Origin of the sequence: Massilia sp. IC2-278 (genome assembly GCF_020708045.1) — a bacterium.
Lineage (GTDB): Bacteria > Pseudomonadota > Gammaproteobacteria > Burkholderiales > Burkholderiaceae_D > Telluria.
Window position 1 is genome coordinate 39,701 of record NZ_JAJFES010000002.1, and the last position, 16,503, is coordinate 56,203.

Consider the following 16,503-nt stretch of genomic DNA (forward strand, 5'->3'; position numbering starts at 1 on the left):
GAAACCGCTCGGTATCTGCCCTTACTGCCCTGTCTTCGGCTGCATCTTCCCCTGCTTCATCATCGTCGCATTGCTATCCATGATCGTCCCCCACAGTGCCTTGACCGATTCCGGCGTCGGGTTCTGCTGCATGCGCAGCTGGGCCAAATCGATGCGCGCACGCGGGTAGCGCGCCCGCGCCGCTTTTTCCAGCCAGCCTATCGCCTCCTCGCGCGACTGCGCGGTGCGGTCGGCATACAGCATCTCCCCCAGCTCGGTCTGCGCCACCGGGAAGCCCAGCCGCGCCGCCTTCAGGAACCATCCCTTTGCCTGCGCCCTGGCCTGCCGGCGCTCGGCGCCGCTGCCGCCCGCATCCTGCAAGGCAGCCAGCCCCAGCGTGGTCATCGCCACCACATTGCCCTTGCCCGCTTGGCGCCGCAGCAGCGCCATCTCGTTGCTGTCCGCCGCATGCGCGCGTGCTTCCAGCTCATGATCGAGCCCGGTCCAATCCGATTCGTCCATGTCGCGGTACCAGGCATCGTTGCCGGTGCTGCCAATCGAGCCGATGCCGCGCGAGCGGCCACTGGCGGCGTTCGAACGTGCCGTCAGCGGCGCCGCACCCGGCCGCCAGCCCGGCGGCGGCAGGAAGTAAAAATCGCCGGCCAGCGAGGACTCGAACCAGGGCTGCTGGTCTTCCCGCGTCTGGCGCCGCACCTGGTCCGATAGCGTGCGGAACAGCGTCTCGGCCGGCAGCCCGCGCTGGGTCAGCAGCCTGGCCAGGGTCTCGGTGTAGATGCTGTGGCGGCGCCCGGCGCCATCTTCGGCCAGCTGGCCTGGTGCGGTGGAGTAGGCCACCAGGGTGCCGCGCGCGGCGCTGGACGGCGCCAGCCCCAGGTTCTCGAAGCTGCGCAGCTTGACCGGCTTCACCGGCTGGAGAGGGTTGTTGCGGCAGGCGTCGAGGATCATCACGTTGACCGAGGACTTCGACAGCGCCAGCCTTTCGTGCAGGGCCTGGAGCGGAAAGGCGCGCGCCTTTACTCCCTCCTCGCCGGTGATGACCATGTCGACCGGCAGCAGGTAGTTCTCGCCCTTGATCTGCATGCCATGGCCGGCGTAGTAGACGACGGCCGAAGCGCCGGCCGGCAGGCGTTCGGCGAAGCTGCGCGTGGCGTCGAACATGCCGCTGCGTGTGAGGTCTGTCTTCAGGGTCACGTCGAAGCCGGCCTGGCGCAGGCTGGCGGCAATCAGCTCGGCATCGGGCCGCGTGTTCGGCAGGCTGTTGGCACCGTAGTTGCCGTTCCCGATCACCAGCGCATAGCGGTTCGTCGGCGACGCCGGCGCCTGCGTCTTCAGTTGCGCCCTGGCCGGTGCAAAGACCAGCAGCGCAGTGGACAACATCGCGAGCAGCAGGAAGAAGCGCCGCATCATTCCTGCTCCAGCACGAGCACGTCGTCGACCAGGTTCGAACGCAGCAGCGCAGCACGCACGGCCTCGATGCGCTTGCGGTCGTCGACCACGAGCCAGAATTCGCCGCCGCTGCCCGGCCCCCAGACGATCTGGCAGCGCTGCGCCTGCAGCAGTTCGGCCAGTTGCGCCATGCTGGCGTTGGCGCTCACCACGATCTTCAGGTTGGCCGCACGCTGCGCCGTGGCCAGCGAGCGGGTCACGGGTTCGTCTAGCGGGCGCGTGATCACGCCGAGGTTCATCACCGTCTGCAGTCCCAGCAGGGCGATGACGAAGCCGAGCGCCGGCGAGAAGCCCCAGCTGGTTGCCCACTCGCGCCAGCCGCGCCGCTGCGGCTTCTGATCGTCAGCGCGTGCGGCGGCCAGGCGCTGCTGGAATTGCGCGAAGTTGGCCATCGGATCGCGCTCTTCCACATGCTGGCGCGCCGCACCGGCGAGCGCCTCGGCGAACGCGAGTTCTTCGCGCGCTTCAGCGTCAAGCGCAAGAAACGCCTCGACCCCGGCACGCTCGCCCTCCGGCAGCGTGCCGTTGATATAAAAGGGCAGCGCCGCCCGGAAGCTGGCGCGTGCCTGTGCCTTGTCATCCATTCCGTTCTCCTCCGAAGTCGCTACCAAAGGCCCGCTCCAGGCACTCCCGCACGCGGCGCCGCGCATGGAACAGGCGCGATTTCACCGTCCCTTCCGGCACGCCGGTGCGCGCCGCCACTTCATCCAGGCCGCACTCTTCCACCGCGCTCCAGTACAGCGCCTCGCGCTGGCTGTCCGGCAGCCGGTCCATGCATTCGACCAGCGCCGCGCCGCGCTCGCGCTCCTCGATCAGTTCCAGCACGCCCCACCCCGGCGCGGCGGCGTTGTCGATGGCGTCGGGATCGTTGACGAACACGTCCTCGGTCCGTCCCTTGCGGCGCCGCCAGTCGGCCACCTTGTTGCGCGCGATGCCGCACAGCCAGGTCGAGAACTCCGACACGCCGGTATACGCATCGGTCTTGCGGAAGGCCACTAGCAGCGTATCGCTGACGATCTCCTCGACCGCATGCGGGTCGTCCCACACCTGGGCACGCACGTAGCCATACACGATGGGCTGGTAGGCCGCGTACAGCCTGGCCAACGCTGTATCGTCGCCGCGCGCGATCTGGTTCAACAGCATCCGCACTTCATGGCGGGGAAGGTTTCGCATGTTCGTCAAAAAAAATCTGAAAAAAGATTGAACCGGTTCGAACCCGGCAGCGATACACGGGCACAGATGCTAACACCGACCCACCCTGACCCGAGGAGCCACCACCCATGCAAACCCTGACCACTTCCACCCGCACCGTGCGCGGGAAAATCCTGCGCGACACCCAGGCCGGCCCCGGCCTGCTGGCGGTCGACGGCAACAAGATCCCGTTCACGCTCGAAGACCACTGGGCCGGCACCACCCCGCCCCAGACCGGCGGCACCGTCGACATCGGCTTCGACGAAGCGGGCCAGCTGCGGACGGTGAACCCGGTCGGCGTGGGCAAGGAAGAACTCGAGATCGCCGGCGAGCTGGCGCGCCAGGCCCTGGGCAAGGGCGCGCCGGTGCTGCGCGCGTCGGTGCAGAAGATCGGCACGCCGGTGCTGGTGGCCATGGCCATCGTCGCCATCAGCTGGATCTGGCTGCCCGCGGTGACGGTGCAGATCATGGCCGGCATGGCGCAAAGCGCGACCATGTTCGACGTGCTGCGCATGGTGAACGCCGGCGCCAGCCTGCAGGACTTCGGCCGCGGCGGCAGCGCCGGCATCTACGGTTTGCTGTGCATCCTGGCCATGGCCGCGCCCGCCCTGCCGGCCCTCTGGAAGCACCGCCTGGCGCCGTTCGGCTACTTCGCACCGCTGGCCTTCCTTGCCGCGGTCGGCCTCGGCATCTACATGAAGATGAACGCCATGGCCAACGCCGCCACCGAGCAGATGGGAAGCCTGGCCGGCAGCGGAATGGGCGACATCGTCGGCGCCATGATGAAACAAGTGATGCAGGCCGTCTCGGTTGGCTTCGGCATCTATGTGTCGCTGGCCGCCGCCCTGTACCTGGCCTGGATCGGCCTGCGCGCACTCCGTCAACGTTAATCCACCCTCAACCTTGCCACCATCAACCTTCTGAGCACAACCATGAAAAAGACCACCATCCTCGCCGTCCAGATCGCCCTCGCCTTCAGCCTTGCCGCCTGCTCCAAGAAGGACGAAGCGCCGGCCGGCACGCCCGCTGCCTCCGCCACACCTGCCGCCGCATCTGCTACCCCTGCGAGCCTGGCCGACCTGCAGAACCCGGACGCCGTCAACAAGGCGGTTGCCGCCACCCTGCCGAAGGGCGACCCGGCCACGCCCCTGAATGCCTACCGCAAGATCGACAGCGGCCACCAGGTCATGTTCATGTACTACGCGCTGTCGAACATGCCGGCGCCCTACGACGAGATCGCCAAGACCTATTCCGACGAATACCGCCGCACCAGCGACAGCTTCAAGCAGCGCGACATCCTGAAGGCGCTGCAGCCGCGCATCGACGGCGAGATCGCCGGGGCGAAGAACGGCCGCTACGTCGTGGTCGACCAGCAGGACAGCCGCCTGCTGCAGCGCTATGACTTCGAGAAGAAGTCCTTTGCCCTCAACGACTTCTCGGACGACCGCTACACCTTCTTCAACGACAACAGCCAGTACACCCTGGCCACCACCAACGCGGCCGACTTCTCCGCCTTCAAGGTGACCGACGAAGCCAGGGCGCGCGAGATCGAGGGCTACCTGAGTTCGTATAAACCGCTGCGTCTGGAGACTTATGCGTATGCCCAGGACGCCGATCCGAGCAACCGCCGCATCAAGCTGCAGGTGATGAAGGTGCGCTTGCTGGATGCGCGCGGCACGGTGCTGGCGGAGATGTGATGTGTAGGGTGGACCGGGCCGCGCAAGGCGGCACAACCGTCCACCCTGCAAACGTCATCGCAGCTTCGCGCAGAAGGCCTCGGCGTTACCATCGATAATCGCCCCGCTCGGCCACATCCCCGTGGCCCGGCGCGCCTTCTGCAAGGCGGATGCCAGCGCGCTATCTCCCTCCACCGCATACACGAACACCGGCATGGCCAGCGCCGCTGCATCAAGCAGCAAATTGCGGTTCGCCTCCAGCGTGCGCGCATCGACGTGCACGCCCACCGGCGCCCCCACCCGCCCCTGCAGATTGCCCAGCCAGTTGCGGTCCAGGCGCGGCGCCTGGGCGTGGCTGGCGACGAAACGCGTGGCGCGCGTATTGCCCAGCGCCTGGGCATTGCGCGGATCGAGCACGATCAGTCCGAGATACCCTTCGCGGTCGGCCTGGCGCGCGCAGCGCAGGTTGCCCTCGACCGGCGAGGTCAGGAACCAGTTGCCGTGCCCGACTTCGCCGCGCAGCTGCTGTACCAGCGCGCCCACGTCTTGGCAGGCCGCCACCGTCTTGATCTCGGCGTTCAGCGTGCCCTGCGGGTAGCTGGACGCCAGTTGCGCCAGGTCGCTGGCGAAAGGCGGCGCCTCGCCCGTCGGCACGCCGCGCAGCGTCATGCGCGCCGCACGCCAGTCGGCGCTGCGCAGGCTGTTCACCGGCACCGGCGCCGCGGTGCGCACCACGCGGCCGGTGGCCTGGTCGTGGTGCACCACCCATTCGCGGTCGCCCAGCATTTGCAGGTCGGTCTCGACGCCGTCGAAGCCGCCGGCATAGGCGGCGCGCAGCGCACCCAGCGAATTCTCCGGCGCCTGGCCGTTCCCGCGGTGCGAATGGATCTGCATGCCGAGGCAGGCCGCCTGCACGGGCGCGGCGGCCAGCAGCGCGGACAATAGCGCGGCCGGCAGCAATGCCGCCGGCGCGGACTTACGGTGTGGGTTCATAGCCATAGTTCAGGTCCTGCAAGAGATTGACGCGGATCGCTTCGTTGAGCGGATAGCTGTAGCCCTGACCCACCGCCACCACGTGGGTGACGTTGGCCACCAGGGTCTTGCGCGCACGGGTCCAGCCGGTATCGCCTTCTTCCGCCGCGCGCGATTGCTCCAGCATCTGGGTAAACAGCGGGCTGCGCGTGACGCGGTTGTCGACCAGCGACAGCACGCTCCAGACGCCGATGAACACGGCCATCAGCACCGTCATGGCGGTCCAGCCGGCGCGGCGGCTGAGGGTGTCCTGGCCGGGCGCGCGCAGCAGCAGCACCAGCGTGGCGATCAAGTACAGCAGCTTCGAGAAGTGGCCGATCGCGCCCAGCAGCGAAAAGGCCAGCGCCACCGGCGGCACGATGGCGGCGCGCGCGGCCTCGTTGCCGTCCTTGAACAGGCGCGCGCCGTATTCGAACTGCGCCGCGTCCGAGTCGTAGCTGGCGCGCCTGTCGCGCACCGCCTTGCCCACCATTGCCTCGTACAGGCGCTTGAATTCGGCCGCGCTGCCGTAGTCGTGCGCCACCGCCGCACCGGGCGGCAGCGCCAGCGCCTCGCGCAGCTGCGCCTGCACACCCGGCCGCGCCACGAATTGCGCAAACGACAGGCCGGGCGGAATGCGGTCGCGCCCGACTGTGATGCCGCTGGTCGACTTGCGGTAGCGCTGCTCGACGGCGTCGCGGAAGGCCACTTCGTCGGACGGGTCCCAGCGCGCACTCACCGGCACCTTCTGCCGCACCTTCTTTACCACGGCCGCGTGCCGGTAGCCGGGTACCGTGTACGGCGTCCAGTTATGCTTGCGCAGCGAATCGACGTAATCGTTCCACGCCTTGTCCTGCTCGCGCTGCAGGTCGTCGTTCGAGGCCGAGGGGATGCGCGCATATTTCTGCCAGCTGGTGTGGGTGCGTTTGATCGCTTCGAGATAGTCCTCGTAGTACTGCTGGCCGGTCTTCGAGCTGCGCACGATGTTGCCGATCACCTGGTCCTTGGTGCCCTTCATGCGCTCGTCGAGGCGCTGGTTGGACAGGGCCAGGAAGGGGAACAGCGCCAGGAAAGCCTTGCCTTCGGGCTGGGCGAACAGCAGCTTGTCGTCGACCAGGCCATCGAGTTCGGCCTGGCCGTTCACGAGCGAGCGTTGCAGCAGGATGGTGTTGTAGGCCACGCGCCGGAACTCGGCGTCGCGCGTGGCGACCAGCACGTCGACGAAGACCTTGATCGTCACGAACACGGCGCCGGCCACCAGCAGGCAACCGACCGCGATGCGCAGCAGCGAAGGACGCTTGCTCGGACTGTGCAGGCGCCGGCGCAGCAGCACCTGCAGCAGCACCAGCGCCGCGGCCACGCCCGACAGGGTGCGGCCGAACACTTCCAGGCGCTCGACGTCGTGCGGGCCCGCATTCCCGCCCACCACGTCGAGCAGGCGCGCATTGAAACCGAGCTCGAAACACAAATAGACCAGGGTCAGCAGGATCAGGAAGACCAGTTGCTTGAGTTGTTGGGTGCGCATCGTGGCTTACTTCCTCAGGTCGATGCGGACCGGCTTGATTTCCTCGTCCGGAATAGTGAGACGCCCGCGCGGCAGCTCGTCGCTGCGCTTGCGCTGCGGCGTGGTGTCGCGTGCGGCCGCGGTATCGCGCCCGTTATCGCGCGGTGCCGGCGCATCGCGCGGCGCCGGCGCCTTGGTACCGGCCAGGGCGGCGCGCTGCGGCGGCGCCGGGATCACCCGGCCGCCGCTGCCGGCAATGCCCGGACGGTTCGGCGCAGCGAGGCCGGGCGCAGTGCCGGACATGCTGCCGGGACGGCCGTCGCCGCGCACCGGCGGCATCGGAAAGGCCGGACGCAGGTTCTCGTCGGCGAAGGGACGCGCCGCCAGGTTCACGCCCGCCGGCGCCGGCGCGCGGCCCGAATACAGGCGCTGGTCCATGTAGCTGTAGCGCTTCAGGCTGTTGTACTCGGGGAAGTCGATGTAGATCGCGCGGCCATCCTCGTCCAGCGTGGCCTGGGGGCGGTCCTGGCAATTCCCGAAGCCCCACTGCAGCACATCGGTGCCTTCGATGGCCATCAGCGTGTACTTGTAGTTGCAGTTGCGTTCCTGGGTCTCGACGATCACCACCAGGCGCGACTCCACCTGCGCCACCATGGCGATGCGCGCTCCCACCGCATTCGGCAGCGGCACCACGCGGTAGCTGCCGATCTTCACCGAAAAGGCGCCGGTCGAGGGATCGTGGCGCAGCGACCCGAGGGTGCCGTCGGCCAGGCGGAAGCCGCCCAGCTGCTTGCCGAAGAGCTCCGCCGTATCCAGGCCGATCAGCACGCCGCCACGGTTGTTCGGCTGCACCGCGCAGCCGGCGGCAAGCAGGGAGACGGCCAGCACGGAGGCAGCCAGGAGCGGCGCGCGCGGCAGGTGTTCGAGACGAATGAGCGGATTGATGGTGTTCTCCGAAAGTAGGCACGGGTAGATGCCGGAGAACACCGGTCGAAGCGGTGGTTCCAACGGTCCCGCAGTGCAACATGCGCTTGACCGCGCATTATGCCTTGCGATGCCGCCTGGAAAACTCACGCATTGTCACTTTGGCAGCGATGTGCCTGGACAATCATGCCGCTGCCCGCCTTGGCAAGCGCGGCTGGGTGCATGCGATCAGATGCCGCAACGGTCCCTGCAAGCTGAAAAGTCGCCCTGGCACTCGCCAACAGGGACGCCTGAAGCCTTGCAAGCCTGGAAAAGCTTGAAGCATTGCTGATCACACGTAGGCTCGAACGGGCCAAACGCCAGCGCAGAGCCACCCGAAGCACCCAGACCAATTGCAAACAGCAGCGTTGCCAACTTCCTGTTCATATTTGTCTCCAAAAAGAATCAACAGTCGAATGCCCGTCGAGCCAAAAATGTGACATTTTTAACTCAACAGCCATGGCAACATCGCATCGCAATTGATGCATGTCAAGCACTACCTCCCCTGCATAAATCGGCTTACGCACGCTGCATATGCGGTGCTGCGGCTAGCCGCTTCCGCCTGCTCGTTGACCCGGCTTTTACGCCCGCGTGCCCACCCTTTTCAGTCTTTTTACCGCCCTCCCGATAAGCTGACCTGCATCCCGACTCCAGCAGAGGCAAGCATGATCATCGCCATCGTCAACCAGCACGCCAACGCAGACCGCAGCATCGTGGCGCGCAATCTCGCGGTGCTGCGCGCGCGCAGCGGACGCAAGGTCTGCCTGGCCATGACCGGACTCTGGCACGGGGGCTATTTGTGGGGCGAGGCGCGCAGCGCGGCGCGCATCCGGCCCTGGCTCGATGTGCGCAGCCTCGGCACACGCGCCGTTGCCGGCAAGCTGGCCGGGCTGCGCCGGCTGTTCACCGACATCGTGGTCGATGCGGGTGCACGCGATACCGAGGAATGCCGCTGCGCGCTGGCTGCGGCGCGTGTGATCGTGGTGCCGGTGCGCAGCGGAGAAATCGACCTGGTGGGCCAGTACACGCTGGCCAGGCGCCTGAATGCGGCGCGCGCCGTCAATCCCGAGGTCCGCATCCTGTTCGTCGCGGTGTGCACGGCGGATGACATCGAACCGGGAAGGCAGGCGTCGCTGCTGGCCCACGTGCAGCGCGTGGGAACGGCGCGCCTGGCGCCCGTACGGCTGCACGAATCGGGCGCGTACGAATATGGCGAGGGGCGCTGCGTGTGCGATGCCGAGACCTGCGACCCGGAACTGGCCGAGGAGATGCACACGCTATACCGGGAAGTGTATGGCCAGCCGCTTGCGCGCAGCCGCCTGCCGCTACTCGGAGTCGCGTAGCCAGGACCTGCTGCCTGGCTTGGCCGGCACGGCCGGGGCGGCGGCAGGCATGCGCCGGGCCTGCTGGGCGGCGTGGCGCGCCGATTGTGCCTTGGCTGCCGCATTCGCCACATACGACTTGACGCCCAGGGTGGCACGGTAGATCAGGGCGGCCACGCAGATGATGATTGCGCTGACCGTGATCGCCAGCGCTTCAGGACGGCCGGCGATGACGAGGATGGACACTAAGACGACGATGTCGATGCAAAGAATGAAGTTAAAGCGCGATTTGGCAGAATCGCCTTGGGATACAGACATGTTACGTTCCAGGTAAATCGTGTGGCAGGCAGATGCCGGCAGATGCGATGACGCAAGTCGAGACGAAAAAATGTGTATCGCATCATTTTAACATTTCCACATGGAAACTACGTACTGGACCTGTGCATGCCTGCCTGCCACGGCGTCGCCGCGCCGGTCGATGCCTACCGGCGCCTGCGAGCGCTGCAACCGGATACGCTCAGTTCGCGCGCGCCGGCGCGATCCGCCATACCACCCCGCCGCCATCGTCGACCACCAGCAGCGCCCCGTCTGCCGCCACCTCGACGGCTGCCGGACGGCCCCACACGTCGCGGTCGCTCAGCACCATGCCGGTCATGAAGTCCTGGTACTGCCCGGTCGGCACGCCGTTCTTCATGAACACGCGCACCACCTTGTAGCCGGTGCGGATGCCGCGGTTCCAGGAGCCGTGCAGGGCCAGGAAGATGTCGCCTTCGTACTCTTTCGGGAAGGCGTGTTGCGCACCCTTCGGCGCCTGGTAGACGACCATGCCCAGCGGCGCCGAGTGCGACTGGATCAGAGTGTCGGGCACGATGGTCTTGTTCTTCAGGTCGGGGCGGATGCCTTTCAGGCGCGGGTCTTCGTTGGCGCCGATGTAGTACCACGGCCAGCCATAGAAGCCGCCCTGCTTCACGCGCGTGATGTAGTCGGGCGGCAGGTTGTCGCCCAGTTCGTCGCGCTCGTTCACGCTGCAGAACAGTTCACCCGTCGTCGGGTGCACGATCATGCCGACGCAGTTGCGCAGGCCGTTGGCATAGGCGCGGCGGTTCTTGCCGTCGGCATCAAAAGCAAGGACGGCGGCGCGCTCGGTCTCCTCGCCCCAGGCGGCGCCGACGCCATACTTTGCTTCCCACTGCGCCAGCGGCTGCGGCGGCCGGGCGCCGATGCCGGCTGCCACGTTGGTGGCCGAGCCGACCGACAGGAACATCGTCTTGCCGTCTTTCGAGAAGGCGATGGTGCGCGTGACGTGGCCGCCGCTGGTGTCGCTGATCTTCTCGATCACGGTTTCGGGTTCGCCCTTGGCCTTCAGGTCGCCGGTGCTGTAGGGGTAGCGCACCACCGAGTTGACGTTGGCGACGTACAGGTATTGCGGTTTGTCGGCCGGCCACAGGGCCATGCCGTAGGGGCGCGACAGACCGGTGGCGTAGACGCTGACGGTGTCGGCCTTGGCGCCATCCTTCGAGCGCAGCACCGTGATCTGGCCTTTGGCGGCTTCCGACAGGAGGATGTCGCCGTTCGGCGCGCGCAGCGGCAGGCGCGACTTGCCGAGCTTGTCGGCGTAGATGCCGACCGTGAAGCCTGGCGGGACGGCGGGCATGGCGCCCTCGGGACGCGCGGCGAGTTTCGGGCCGTTGCCGGCGCTGTCGCTGGCGTAAGGCTGGATGAGCTCAGTCGGCTTGATGTGGTGCAGGTCGCCGGGTTTGTCCTGGGTCCAGGCGCCGGCCTGGTCGGTGGGTTTGGTGCTCGCGGCGGCCACGGGCGCCGCGGCCTGGCCGGTTTGCGTGGCGAGGTAGGCGATGACGGCGGCGCGCTGCTTGGGGTCGGCGACGCCGATCGGCATCGCGGTGCCGGGGACGTCCTTGTTCGGGTCGCGCAGGAAGACGTCGAGCTCTTCGCGGGTCCAGGTTTTACCGGCGGCGCCGGCCTTGGTCAGGGCGTCGGTGTAGTTGAAGTTGGGGACGGCGGCGGCTTTGCGGCCGACGACGTTGAACAGGCCGGGGCCGGCCAGCGCGGAGAGCTTGGGGTCGACGGTGTGGCAGCTGGCGCAGTTCTGGGTGAAAAAGGTCTGGCCGGGGGATGGGGCGGCGTGGGCCAGGGTGGTCAGGGCCAGGCCGAAGGTGGCGATGGTGATGTGTCTCATGGTGTTGTTTTCGGTTTTAGGTTCGGTGTGCAGGCGTTAGTGGGGCTGTTGCCTGCCCTGTTATCGGTGTGTTTGATCCGCGTGGGCACGAGTGCCCACCCTACGGGAGGTGCCGCGTGTCGAAAAAGATAGGCCGCGTGTCAAAAGGAAGCGCTGCGGGTGGATTACGCGGCGCTTCTGCTTCTGGCCAAGGCTCAGGCGATCATGAAGACCGGGTAGCGGCGCCATTCGGGTTCGCGGTACTTGGCGCAGTTGGCGAAGATGAAGTCGAGCACGGCTTCCTGGTTCGACAGCAGGCCGGGATTTGCGGCTTTCCATTCGGTGAACTTCGATGCCAGTTCGGGTTCGTCGCGCAGCAGCTGTTCGGCTTCGTCTTCGAATACGTAGTCGGAATAGGCTTCCTTCTTTTCCAGCACGCTGTTGAAGAAGCCCCAGCGGAAGAAGCTGTCGTGGGCCAGGGGCTCCAAGGTCTCGACGATGTAGCGGGCGGCGTTCTGGTCGAGCGGGACGATATGATCGCCGGCGCGCAGCAGCACCTGGGCGCGGCGCTTTTCCAGCTGTACGTCGTCGTGGAACATGTGGCCCTCGTAGGCGCTGGGGCGCGATGCGACCGAGACGATGTGGTAGCAGTCCACCTCTTCCATCCGGTCGGCTTCCACGCGCTCCAGCTTCACGCCGTTCAGCTGCAGGCGCTCGACCGCCTCGCGCCATGCTTGCGGGATCACGTAGGCCTTTGGTGCGGGCACGGTGATGTCGGCGTTGAAGCGGTTGTACCACGCGATGTCGCGTTCCCAGGGGCTGTTGCGGTCGTAATGCAGGCGTGTGTAGCCGCCCAGGACGCTCGGCTTGTATTTGGCTTCGTAGCCCTTGAAGCGGAAGCTGCCCGGGTTGGCGTCGTCCATGGTCCAGTGGATCGGCCATTCGGCGCGCGTGCGCCCGGCGTCCTTGGCGGCGCGGCGCAGGGCCTGGATCTGCGCGGCGTTTTGCACCGTGAAGTCGAGCGCGCTTTCGACCAGGGCGCGCATCGACTCGTAGCGGTCCTTGAAGGGTTTCAGCATGTGGGTCTCGGGCATGAAACCGATGGTGTGGTGCAGGGCCGCATAGCCGGTCGAGAAGCGCGCGGTTTCCAGGAAGTCGGCGATGCCGTGGTCCGGGCTGTCCTGCACCGGATTCACATACGGGCAGGTCGGCCAGCCACGCTCCCCCATGTCGGCGTACAGCGCCGGCAGCATGGTGTCGCGCAGGAAGCCGCCGAGTTCTCCGCCCAGCTTGTCGGGCTGGGTGTGGATCAGGGTCATGGTGTAGCTGTAGTCGGCGCCGTTCGAGGTGTGGGTGTCGACCATCACGTCCGGGTCCCAGGACGTGAAGAAGCGGTTGAAGACCTGGGCGGTCAGGGTGTCACACTTGACGAAGTCGCGGTTCAGGTCGAGATGGCGGCTGTTGCCGCGGAAGCCGAACTGCTCGGGGCCGTCCTGGTTCACGCGCGAAGTATTCGCGCGGTTGATGCTGCCGTCCACGTTGTACAGCGGGATGAAGATGAACACAGTCTCGCCGAGGGCCGCCAGGCGCGCCGGCTGGGTGCAGAATTCGCGCACCAGCGCCATGCAGCCGTCCACGCCTTCGGGTTCGCCCGGGTGGATGCCGTTGTTGTTGAAGAAGACCGGACGGCCGCCCGCCTTGATCTGCTCGCGGTCGAACACGCCATCGGCGCTGACCACGCCGGCGTGGATCGGCAGGCCGGCGTCGGACGTGCCGATCACGCCGAAGCGCAGCACGCCCGGATAGCTGCGCGCCAGCGCTTCGTACCAGGCGATGCAGTCGCTCCAGGTGGTGGTCTGGTTCTGGTTGCCCAGTTCGTAGGGCGTCTTCATTTCGTTCGACATGGGAGGTTCCGGCAGGGAGAGAAAATCGAGCCGCTACGATACAGCACTGGCGGCGGAAAGTGGCAGGGTGATGGCAACGGTGGTGCCGCGCTGCGGCGCCGAGTGCACCTCGATCGAACCGCGCAGCGCATACACGCGTTCGCGCATGCCGATGATGCCGATGCCCTCGGAACTGAGGGCCGGCTCGAAGCCCTGGCCATCGTCCTCGACGGCGATGCGCAGCACATTCTCGTCTTCGTCGAGCACCAGGCTGACCTGGGCGAAGCTGGCGCCGGCGTGCTTCATCACGTTCGACAGCGCTTCCTGCACGATGCGGTAGGCGGAAATCGCCAGCTCGTTCCCCAGGCGCGAGAAATCGCCCTCGGAGTGGAAGGCGAAGCGGCAGCCGGAGCCGCTGTCGTAGTGGCGCAGCATCTCTTCCACGGCGCCGTGCAGGCCCAGCATGTCGAGCACCTCGGGACGCAGGCGCCGCACCAGGCGCCGGCCGTTGGCGTACAAATCGAGCGCCAGCTTGGTGATGGCCTGCGCCTTGTTGCGGATGTCCTCGACCTCGGCGCCGGTAGGTGCCGTGCTGGCCCTGCCGGCCAGCGTGGCGATGCTCTGCGCCTCCAGCCGCACCGCGATCAGCGAGGCATTCAGTTCGTCGTGGATCTCGACCGCAATGCTCTTGCGCTCGTCCTCGATGATGCTGTTCACCTTCTGGATCAGTTTGCGCTTGTCGGCGTCGGCGCGCAGCGCCTCGTTGCGCGATTCGAGCAGGTCTTGCGTGCGCGCCGCCACCTTGTTTTCCAGGTCCTGCTTGGACTGGTCGAGCGCTACCGACATTTCGCCGATCGAGCCCTGCAGCTCGCCGACCTCGCCACCGGTCGTCACCGGCAGCTCGATACGGTAGTTCCCGCCGCGGATTTCGCGCAGGGCGCCGATCGCGTCGCGCAGCGGCAGGATCAGCGAGCGCGCCAGCACCCAGGCCAGCACGCCGCTGGCCGCCAGCGCCAGCGCCGCCATCGCCACCTCCACCTGGAAGCGGCGCTTCTGCTTGGCCAGCATGTTCGCCGGCGACATGGTCACGCGCACCGCGCCCACGACTTCGGTGGTCAGCGTCGGCGGGCGCGTGTCGCTGGAGGCCGAGACGTGCGGGATGCCGTTGTCGGTGAACAGGTTGATCCATACCACCTGCTTGCGGATCGGCGCTTCGTAGTAATGCGGCTCGGCGTCGAGCGCGCTCTCGGAGGTCACGCGCACGGCGCGTTTGCCCGTGGCGTCGACCACGTCGATGCGGTAGATGCTTTTGTCGGACTGCACCAGGCCGTTGATGGTCAGGCGCAGGTCGGTGAGGTTGCCCGAGATGACGTTGTACTCGCTGGTCTCGGCCAGCGCGCGCGCCAGGATGCGGCCGCGCTCGGCCAGTTCCTCGGCCACCTGGGCCCGGTGCGCGTACCAGGAATACCAGAGGAAGGAAGTGAACAGGAAGGCGACCGGCAGCATGGTGATGAAGGCCATGCGCAGGCCGATGCTCCAGCTGCGCCAGGGCTGGACAATGCGCCGGAGTTTCATGGCCGCGGCCTGGCGAAAGCGCGCGCGTCCTTGCCGACCACGATGTCGAGCGAACGCGCCACGCCTTCGTTGATCGTGGTGTGGAAGTAGCGCGGGAACTGCGGTGCCGGCAGCTCGCCGCTGGCGACAAAGGCGGCCGCCACTTCGGCCACCTGGGCGTTGATGTCCTCGATGTCGGAATAGGTGGTGGCCAGCGCCCCCACCTTCACCATGTCGCCCGAAAACCCGATCACCGCCTGCTTGCGGCGGTAGGTGGCCAGCAGGATGCTGCGCACGTTCTCGGGATTGTAGACCGCGCTGTCCGGCAGCGCCAGCAGCGCTTCGCTGCGGCCGATCCGGCCCAGCAGTTCGCCGATGTCGTCGTCTGGGGCTGCGCGCACGAGGTCGGCCTTGCCCTGCAGGGCGTGGACGAACACGTCCGCATCCTGGCCGACGATGGCCGCCACCCGCACCGGGCGCCGGTACAGCAGGCTGGCCAGCTGCAGCTGGTCGAGCGGCGCCGGCTCGGCGTACACCGCCGTGTTCAGGGCGGCGCGCGCGGGCGGCAAGGCGCCGACGACCGAGCGCCACACCTGGCTCGAGGTAAACGCCGCGATCACCACGCAGTCGCAGCGCCGCGCCACCGCCTGGCGCAGTGCATCCGGGCCGATGGCGATCGTTACCATGCGCCGGTTCTGCGCCAGTTCGGTGCGGAAGGCGGCAAAGGTCGGCACCAGGCGCTTGTACAGGTCTTCGGCAATGCGCGCGCTGACGGCGCTGTCGTCGCCGGTGACGATCTCGAAGCGGTAGCCCTGGGTTTTATCCGGCGGCGCAGCGGTGGCGGCGCAGGTGGCCATGAAGGTGGCCACACCGACGGCCAGGCTTGCCAGCAGCCTGCGCAGGGAATGCGCGACGCGGCGCATCGCGGCTCAGGGCTCGATCAGGCCGTACTTCACGGCCAGGCGGGTAATGTGGGCCTGGCGCTCCACGCCCAGCTTTTCCTTGATCGACTGGCTGGTATTGCTGATGGTCTTGGTCGACAGGTTCAGGCGCTCGGCGATCTCGGCGTTCGTCAGGCCCTCGGCCATCATCTTGAAGATCTCCAGGCCGCGCTCGTCGAGCTGCGACTGCGGCGACACGTCGCCGCGCACGGCGATGCTGGCCAGGCGCTCGGCGATCTGCGGCGGGAAGTAGAGCTTGCCCGCATGCGCCTGGCGCACGGCGGCGGCCAGGTCGGCCGGGTCGCAATCCTTGGTGACAAAGGCGTGGGCGCCGATGCGGTAGGTTTCCTTGATCAGGCTGTCCTGGTCGAACTGGCTGAGGAAGACCACCTTCGCATGCGGATCGGCCTTCAGGATCTGCTGGGCCGCGTCCAGGCCGGTGAGTTCGGTGCCGAAGCGGATGTCGAGGATCACCACGTCCGGCTTGCACTCGGCATACAGGCCGATCGCTTCATCCGGCGTACGCGCCTGCCCCACCACTTCCATGCCTTCGGCTGCCAGCGACATGGCGAAGCCGGTCATCACGATCGGGTGGTCGTCGGCCAGCATGACGCGGATTGCTTTGGTTTTCACCTGGTTTCTCCCTCGGGTTTGCAGTTGGCCGCTTGCCAGAAGGTGGTAGCGGCGCCTGCCAATGGGCAGAACAACGGCGCTCTGCAGCTTGATTATTCCATACAACGCGGGGCGAAGCGAGCCGGCCCTCCCTCCTCCCTATGGCCCATCTGCTCCCCGGTTTGGCTCGCCGCCACACGCTTGCTGACAAATCGCTTTACTGA

The 16,503-nt window shown here is 67.0% G+C and carries 15 protein-coding genes; 3 read left to right on the plus strand and 12 right to left on the minus strand.

The genetic code is table 11. The features are described 5' to 3' along the window. Positions 1-21: 21 nt before the first annotated feature. The 3 genes from LK540_RS05015 to LK540_RS05025 are packed head-to-tail and all read right to left on the minus strand — an operon-like array spanning position 22 to position 2,619. A complete protein-coding gene (locus tag LK540_RS05015; protein ID WP_229435958.1) occupies positions 22-1,407 on the minus strand; it encodes a caspase family protein in 1,386 nt (461 codons plus the stop codon). Further along, positions 1,404-2,030, minus strand: a complete 627-nt coding sequence (locus tag LK540_RS05020; RefSeq protein WP_229435959.1) for a hypothetical protein — start codon at positions 2,028-2,030, stop codon at positions 1,404-1,406. The genes LK540_RS05015 and LK540_RS05020 overlap by 4 nt, the downstream gene beginning before the upstream one ends. Continuing rightward, positions 2,023-2,619 carry an RNA polymerase sigma factor gene (locus tag LK540_RS05025; RefSeq protein WP_229435960.1) on the minus strand — a complete coding sequence of 199 codons (597 nt, stop codon included), beginning with the start codon at positions 2,617-2,619 and terminating at the stop codon, positions 2,023-2,025. Before LK540_RS05025 ends, LK540_RS05020 begins: the two co-directional genes overlap by 8 nt. A 107-nt stretch (positions 2,620-2,726) precedes the next feature. Between LK540_RS05025 and LK540_RS05030 the strand changes: the two genes are divergently transcribed. Beyond that, a complete protein-coding gene (locus LK540_RS05030) occupies positions 2,727-3,527 on the plus strand; it encodes a hypothetical protein (RefSeq protein WP_229435961.1) in 801 nt (266 codons plus the stop codon). Between the two features lie 42 nt (positions 3,528-3,569). After that, positions 3,570-4,334 (plus strand): hypothetical protein, encoded by a 765-nt coding sequence (locus LK540_RS05035; RefSeq protein WP_229435962.1) that lies wholly within the window; start codon positions 3,570-3,572, stop codon positions 4,332-4,334. A 54-nt stretch (positions 4,335-4,388) separates the two neighbouring features. Here the strand turns inward: LK540_RS05035 and LK540_RS05040 are convergent, their stop codons facing one another. The 3 genes from LK540_RS05040 to LK540_RS05050 are packed head-to-tail and all read right to left on the minus strand — an operon-like array spanning position 4,389 to position 7,836. Beyond that, positions 4,389-5,306, minus strand: coding sequence for a glycerophosphodiester phosphodiesterase (locus tag LK540_RS05040; protein ID WP_229435963.1), 918 nt, complete (start codon positions 5,304-5,306; stop codon positions 4,389-4,391). Then, entirely contained in the window at positions 5,290-6,849 is a 1,560-nt protein-coding gene (locus LK540_RS05045) for a hypothetical protein (RefSeq protein ID WP_229435964.1), read from the minus strand. The genes LK540_RS05040 and LK540_RS05045 overlap by 17 nt, the downstream gene beginning before the upstream one ends. Before the next feature lie 6 nt (positions 6,850-6,855). Continuing rightward, positions 6,856-7,836 carry a hypothetical protein gene (locus LK540_RS05050; protein ID WP_229435965.1) on the minus strand — a complete coding sequence of 327 codons (981 nt, stop codon included), beginning with the start codon at positions 7,834-7,836 and terminating at the stop codon, positions 6,856-6,858. Between the two features lie 620 nt (positions 7,837-8,456). Here LK540_RS05050 and LK540_RS05055 point away from each other — a divergent pair. Beyond that, complete coding sequence (locus LK540_RS05055) at positions 8,457-9,134, plus strand: hypothetical protein (protein ID WP_229435966.1); 678 nt, start codon at positions 8,457-8,459, stop codon at positions 9,132-9,134. Here LK540_RS05055 and LK540_RS05060 read toward each other — a convergent pair. The 6 genes from LK540_RS05060 to LK540_RS05090 form a co-directional block, all read right to left on the minus strand. Further along, positions 9,117-9,431, minus strand: a complete 315-nt coding sequence (locus tag LK540_RS05060; protein WP_229435967.1) for a hypothetical protein — start codon at positions 9,429-9,431, stop codon at positions 9,117-9,119. The genes LK540_RS05055 and LK540_RS05060 overlap by 18 nt on opposite strands. Before the next feature lie 199 nt (positions 9,432-9,630). Next, the gene (locus tag LK540_RS05065) at positions 9,631-11,310 is read right to left on the minus strand and encodes a PQQ-dependent sugar dehydrogenase (protein ID WP_267498683.1); all 1,680 of its coding nucleotides are present in this window, start codon (positions 11,308-11,310) and stop codon (positions 9,631-9,633) included. Positions 11,311-11,504: 194 nt separating this feature from the next. Continuing rightward, complete coding sequence (locus LK540_RS05075) at positions 11,505-13,193, minus strand: M14 family zinc carboxypeptidase (protein WP_229435968.1); 1,689 nt, start codon at positions 13,191-13,193, stop codon at positions 11,505-11,507. Between the two features lie 33 nt (positions 13,194-13,226). Continuing rightward, positions 13,227-14,747: an ATP-binding protein gene (locus LK540_RS05080; protein WP_229435969.1), complete on the minus strand. Its 1,521-nt coding sequence runs from the start codon at positions 14,745-14,747 to the stop codon at positions 13,227-13,229. After that, positions 14,744-15,649, minus strand: a complete 906-nt coding sequence (locus LK540_RS05085; RefSeq protein ID WP_229435970.1) for a hypothetical protein — start codon at positions 15,647-15,649, stop codon at positions 14,744-14,746. Before LK540_RS05085 ends, LK540_RS05080 begins: the two co-directional genes overlap by 4 nt. 6 nt (positions 15,650-15,655) lie before the next feature. Then, a complete protein-coding gene (locus tag LK540_RS05090) occupies positions 15,656-16,300 on the minus strand; it encodes a response regulator transcription factor (protein ID WP_229435971.1) in 645 nt (214 codons plus the stop codon). Positions 16,301-16,503: the final 203 nt, after the last annotated feature.